Annotated in this window: 4 protein-coding genes; 3 read left to right on the forward strand and 1 reads right to left on the reverse strand. The window is 41.4% G+C overall.

The genetic code is table 11. The features are described from left to right. Positions 1 to 498: 498 nt before the first annotated feature. Positions 499 to 1,980 carry a DUF3612 domain-containing protein gene (locus CWC03_RS22995; RefSeq protein WP_138583815.1) on the reverse strand — a complete coding sequence of 494 codons (1,482 nt, stop codon included), beginning with the start codon at positions 1,978 to 1,980 and terminating at the stop codon, positions 499 to 501. A 145-nt stretch (positions 1,981 to 2,125) separates the two neighbouring features. On the opposite strand from CWC03_RS22995, the gene CWC03_RS23000 reads away from it, so the two are divergent. The 3 genes from CWC03_RS23000 (at position 2,126) to CWC03_RS23010 (ending at position 5,674) form a co-directional block, all read left to right on the forward strand. Next, a complete protein-coding gene (locus CWC03_RS23000) occupies positions 2,126 to 2,614 on the forward strand; it encodes an aldolase/citrate lyase/malate synthase family protein (protein WP_138583816.1) in 489 nt (162 codons plus the stop codon). Positions 2,615 to 2,708: 94 nt separating this feature from the next. Further along, positions 2,709 to 4,895 (forward strand): cation:dicarboxylate symporter family transporter, encoded by a 2,187-nt coding sequence (locus CWC03_RS23005; protein ID WP_138583817.1) that lies wholly within the window; start codon positions 2,709 to 2,711, stop codon positions 4,893 to 4,895. Between the two features lie 257 nt (positions 4,896 to 5,152). Next, the gene (locus tag CWC03_RS23010; protein WP_138583818.1) at positions 5,153 to 5,674 is read left to right on the forward strand and encodes a hypothetical protein; all 522 of its coding nucleotides are present in this window, start codon (positions 5,153 to 5,155) and stop codon (positions 5,672 to 5,674) included. Positions 5,675 to 5,733 lie beyond the last annotated feature (59 nt).

Here is a 5,733-nt window from a genome sequence, read left to right on the forward strand (position 1 = left end):
AATGATCTATTCAATTTGAAGGGTGAAATAGCATATTAGCTTCGTTAAAAATTTCTCATTTAGAACTACTAAATAGCAAAATTTTTGCCTTGCTCCTAAAGCTATTTCCCCGCTTCAAGATAGATCATTTACTTAATACAACTGGTATTATTAATTTGGTTTTTTGAAAAACCTAAACGCAATTAGCGTTAACGTTTACATTCGCATTGATACGGAACGTGATAAAACCCACCCAACAAATTGTCGGTGGGAATAGAATTGAAATTCAGGTGAGGCTATTCGTCGAACCACTCACTCAAGTGGTAATTAACGGAACATTCATGCAGATCACTAGGGCGTTGTTTGTTGTAGATGAACATTTACGTCTCCTAGGTGATAGTTAAAAGAATGAGTATTAAGCAGATGTAAACAACCCGCTTAAAAAATATGGCATGCAACGCCTACCTTTTCAACTTTTATTATCAAAAAATCAACAAAACAATCATCGAATGACGTCAATTACGAACTCTCAACATAACAGCTCGGCTTTCTTGGGCAGCTTTTTCCTCGAGTACAGATCACCCGAACAGAGCCCTCAAGCCCTCGTTCAATCCACTGGATGTTTAAAATCTTGGCGACACGGAGTAATTGGGTTTTCATATGATAGGGCACCACGCTCGCGCCACCATGGCTAATACAAGCTTGTTGCAACTCTCCAATCAAGGCGTCAGCATCAATCCCTTGTGCATTAATTGCAGGATTGAGATCCAGACCCGCGCACAGCACCCTTGGACGATTCGCTACATCAACGATTTTTACTGACTCACAGCAATACAGACGCGGTTTGCCATTGACATTCAGGATCGAAAGCTGAGCACTGGCACTATGACTATCATCATGAAATTTACGAAATACGGCCCAGTGCTGACACGGATCGGCGACGCTACGCATATTACCCCAAGGTAAAGGAATACCATTGCCCCGATATACCGCCTTGAGTTTACCTGCTTGATAAGCATCAAAATAATGCCAATGTGGATAAGGTGAAACCGATGTCATTCTGCGCATTGCGACGGAAGCCGAAATACCAAGTTGCTCATGGACGCGCACATCGTAACCTCGGCTTTCGAGTAACTGCCGAAATGGTGTACGGGGACACAATAAGGCCCCTGCGAAGAAGCTCGATTCAAAATCCTGCCACGCGCTCAAAATATCTTGGGCATTTGGAGTATCATGATCGGGGTTATCGTTACTCTTCCGGCTTTCTCCAGTAGTGAGTACACATTCTAAACCTTCACTATTGTGAAGCACGGCATGGCCAATATGAACAGCTAAATCGTATTTCATTCTCGCGGGATGTGCGTGCAACGCGCGATTTATAAACACCATGTTTGGCTCTTTGAAATAAGAAGTGATCATCCCCTCTCCGTCAGGCGAGGATGGCTCAAACCACTCCACATTTCGACCTTTTGCTAGCAAAATTGCCATGAGGTCATCACAGCTGAGATAGAGATTTTTACCTCCCACTTCATCGGCTGCTCGTTCTAAATCGGGAAAATGATTTTGATGGTGCTCTTGATGGGCACGGATCAAAAGGTGTGCAAACTGCCTACCGCTGATCCCCGCTTGGGATAGCATTTCTGGGATCGCAATTTGTAATATCTCTTTGGCAAATAGAAAGTTGGGCTCTAAAGCCATCCCCACTATCCCACCGAAATTGCCTTTATCTGGCGCTATCTCCGGTGCCTCTGGTTGACTATCTAAAAACCATTCAATCGGCTTTTGAAATACATTAGAGAAGTTTTCGAGCATCGCTTCGCTTGGCGTACGCTGTCCTCTTTCAATCATTGACAAGTAGGAAACGGAAGGCGCGCTGGCGGGATCTTGCTTTACGCATCGAGCCGATAAATCTTCTAAAGTCAGATGGTTACGCTTTCTTAGATTTCTTATTTTAGTACCCAAAAAGTGGGACTTTCTAATTAAGCTTGCAACTTTTGCCATGATTTCACACCCCATTTTTGTGAAATTCACACTGTGAAATTCTTTTTGTGAAATTATTTGAATATTTAACTTACACTCAAAATGTACACGAAACAACCAGAATATATTTCCCAATTTATGACAACATGAACAAGTGAGGTGGATCATGGCAGCGCAATTACAACCGCATACAGAGCAACCAATTGACGATACGAAAGCGCAACAGTCAATGCTGGCAAAACAGTATCTTGATGAACAATGTCCTTTAGAATTTGGCTCACACATGGAGGTGACAGACTATGTGGTTTACTACAATCACCTGCTTGCATTTTTTGCTAACGGCACCCATTGTGGTTTAAAAAATTGTAGCCAATTCGTCGCGCTATGCGGTCACCGTGAAACGCCAGAGGCTATTTTATTAAAACAGGACGATGGTTTACATATTGAAATTACCTTCAATCGCACCGGAATGCTCGGTCAATTTGATAGCGCCCATATTGAAGATATTATCGTAGAAACACCACTGGCGTCTGTGATTGGTAAAAAGACTAAAACCCAGCTACAAAAACTGTGGATGAGCTTTTATCACGGCGTGCAACAACCGGCAGGAAAAGCCTGTTACCGTGCCAAAAATGGGGATGATTATGAACTTTGAGTAAACACTCGATAATTTGTAATCAAATCGCTCAAACATTCAGTAAGTTTTAAGCTAAGCTAATTAAAATACCGCTCTTTTTTCGACTGAGCACATGACTAAATTGCTTAATTTTCTAAAAAACATTAACTGGATGCTTTGGGCGCTCATACTTGGCATTTTTGCTGGTTTAGTTTTCGGTGAACGGTTATCATTTTTAAAACCTATCGGTGCAGGTTTTGTAAACCTGATGCAAATCACCATTCTCCCTTATATTGTCGTCAGCCTTATCGTGGGTTTAGGGAAATTTAATCCCGAACAAGTTAAAAGCATTCTTGCAAAAGCGGCGCTAGTCATGATCTCCATTTGGGTGGTAGGTCTTGCTGTGATCTGGTGCTTTATTATGACATTACCTGCGCATGATGCCGGGACCTTTTTTTCCCCAGCACTGGTCGCCGCAGCGCCCGAAGTAGACTTCGTTAAACATTATATTCCCGCTAACCCTTTTGCTTCTATGGCAGAAGGTAATGTACCTGCCTTAGTCATATTTTGTATTGCACTAGGTATGGCGCTTATTTCCAATCAAAAGAAAAACCGTTTACTCGATGTGTTAGAGGTCGTCGGTCAAGGTCTATCGGTGATTTCCAAGAAGATTATTGCCATCTTCCCTATCGGCATTTTTGCGATGACAGCAAGTACCGCAGGCACCATGAGTGCAGAAGAGTTGTCTGAATTGCAAGTGTACTGGGTTGTCGTTTTATGTGTCGGCGTGTATTTAATGTTAGTGCTACTCCCTATGCTTGTCGCCGCACTTACCCCAGTTAAGTACCGCGACCTTATCATGGTTATGCGCAATGCATGGATCACCGCATTTAGTACCGGCAACGTTTTTATTGTATTGCCTGTGATCACCGAAGGGATCAAAGATCATTTACGCAAAATTAAGCAAAGTGACGAAAACTCTGATCACATCGCGGAGGTGTTAGTTCCTATCGCTTATACCTTCCCAAGTTTAGGAAAACTTACTACCCTTATTTTCGTCTCTTTTGCAGCATGGCTTACCGGCAACCAAATCAGCATCGAACAAATTCCTAATGTGTCTTTGTCGGCGATGTTAAGTTACTTTGCTAATGTACATATCGCGATTCCCTATTTACTCGATACCTTGCGTGTCCCGGCTGATACTTATCAGTTATATTTATCAATGTCAGTACTCACCGCAAAAGTAGTTTCACCGACCACTGTGGTATATATCTTCGCATTTGTATTTTTATGTATTTTCATCAACCGCAGGCAATTACACCTAAAACGCGTGCGCTCGGTTTATTATTTAACGCTTCTATCTGCACTACTCCCAGCATTTATGTTGTTGAGTTTTACAGCAAATAATTACCTCGGTAAGCAAACTAAATCGGCCGATGAGGCCATCGCTAATATGGTGATCTCGGATACCGTCCCTGCTCATGTGCTTAGCTATGTCCCTAAAGCATACCAAAGTGGTGAGTTATCTTTGACGAATATCGATGTGATTAAAAAACGTAACCTGCTGCGTGTAGGATATCTTATCGATAATGTGCCATTTAGTTACTTTAATCAAAAAGACCAGTTGGTTGGTTTTGATGTCAGCCTCGCACATAGGCTCGCATCCGACCTTGGGGTTAAAATCGAGTTTATTCCTTTTAAAAAGCCACAACTGGCAGAGTATCTAAACAAAGGATATTTCGACATTGCAATGTCTGGCCTTGAAATTAATATTGCCGACTTACAAAGCGTGCGCTTTAGTGACAAAGTTTTGGAACTGCAACTGGCGCTCTTGGCCAAAGATCATGATTTAAAGAAGTTTGCTGACAAGTCAGCCCTACTTACGCTTGACAAGCTGAATTTAGCTCACGTTGAGTATGCTCCGCTACTCAAACAATTGGCGCAGCAAAACCCTAAGGTAAAAGTATCCAGCATTAACAATCTGCAAAGCTATTTTAAGCACCCAGAGAAATATGACGCCTTAGTGATCAGCGCAGAGGCGGGCTTTGCATGGAGCATGTTCTACCCTGAATTTGGCGTCGTGGTGCCGGAAGGAGCGAGTTTGAAATATCCCGTTGGATTCGCTGTTGCCAAGCGCAATCAAGATCTACTGAGTTATGTAAATGCTTGGCTGATTATCCAGCATACCAATGGCCGTATTGAAAAAACCTATGATTACTGGATCTTAGGAAAAGGTAGTGTACAAAAGCAAACTCGCTGGTCATTAATGGATGAACTGGAAATCGACCCAAACACACTTATTGATAAACTGAAGTTCTAATTAAAAAACGCCGTCAGTTAACACGTTAACTGACGGCAAGTCTACTCACTGGGCGAGCTAGCTTTCAAGCTCACTTTAACCTTAGCCAAACCACAAAATAAAACAAGTTTTTAACAAAAAATTAATTTAAAAAGACTTTCTTGTTTTCCTTCTAATTTACTTCCCTCCCAAGTACGTATATTTATTGTTCAGCTTTACCTAGTATGCTAGCTTTATTCTTGGACCTATTTTGGATCACTCAAATAAGGATTTAATTTATGAGAAAATCTTATCCAAATTTAGCTTTGCTTGTGATTTCCACGTCATTTGCAGTAAGTGCTTCCGCATCGATTGAAAATAAGAATAAAGAGCCAATAGAGCGTATTGAAGTATACGGTGAAAAGCCGAGATATATTTTAAAGTTCGAGATGGAAGATGCTAAAAAGGACTTTTATGATTTGTACAACAAATTAACTGAAGACGATTCATTTAAAACAAAATGTGAGAAGAAAGCGCGGCTTGGGAGCAAAATTAAATCTTTCGGTTGTGAAACGCGTTTCACAAAAAGTAGCTTTCATAATATCACCAAACAGCACATACAATTAAATACAGATCTTAAACATCCTGCTGCCGCCTTGCGTTACCTCTCAATGCCAGACATATCCGATGTTTATTCTGTCACCAATACGAAGAGAAAGGCACATAAAGAAGACATCTTTAAGCAAATCAACGAAAACCCAGAGTTAAAAGAGGCTTTCATTCATTTTGCAAAGAAATATACAGCCTATGAAAGTAAATAACCTGAGCTGCGGATAATTAATGCCTTTCTAGCAGCCAGTTTTAGCGCTAACTGCGTTGG

The organism is Pseudoalteromonas sp. S2755 (genome assembly GCF_005886535.1).
Classification (GTDB): domain Bacteria; phylum Pseudomonadota; class Gammaproteobacteria; order Enterobacterales; family Alteromonadaceae; genus Pseudoalteromonas.

Excerpts from the sequence above, each read along its gene's own strand:
- CWC03_RS22995 (WP_138583815.1), bottom strand. The coding sequence starts at position 1,980 with ATGGCAAAAGTTGCAAGCTTAATTAGAAAGTCCCACTTTTTGGGTACT.
- CWC03_RS23000 (WP_138583816.1), top strand. The coding sequence starts at position 2,126 with ATGGCAGCGCAATTACAACCGCATACAGAGCAACCAATTGACGATACG.
- CWC03_RS23005 (WP_138583817.1), top strand. The coding sequence starts at position 2,709 with ATGACTAAATTGCTTAATTTTCTAAAAAACATTAACTGGATGCTTTGG.
- CWC03_RS23010 (WP_138583818.1), top strand. The coding sequence starts at position 5,153 with ATGAGAAAATCTTATCCAAATTTAGCTTTGCTTGTGATTTCCACGTCA.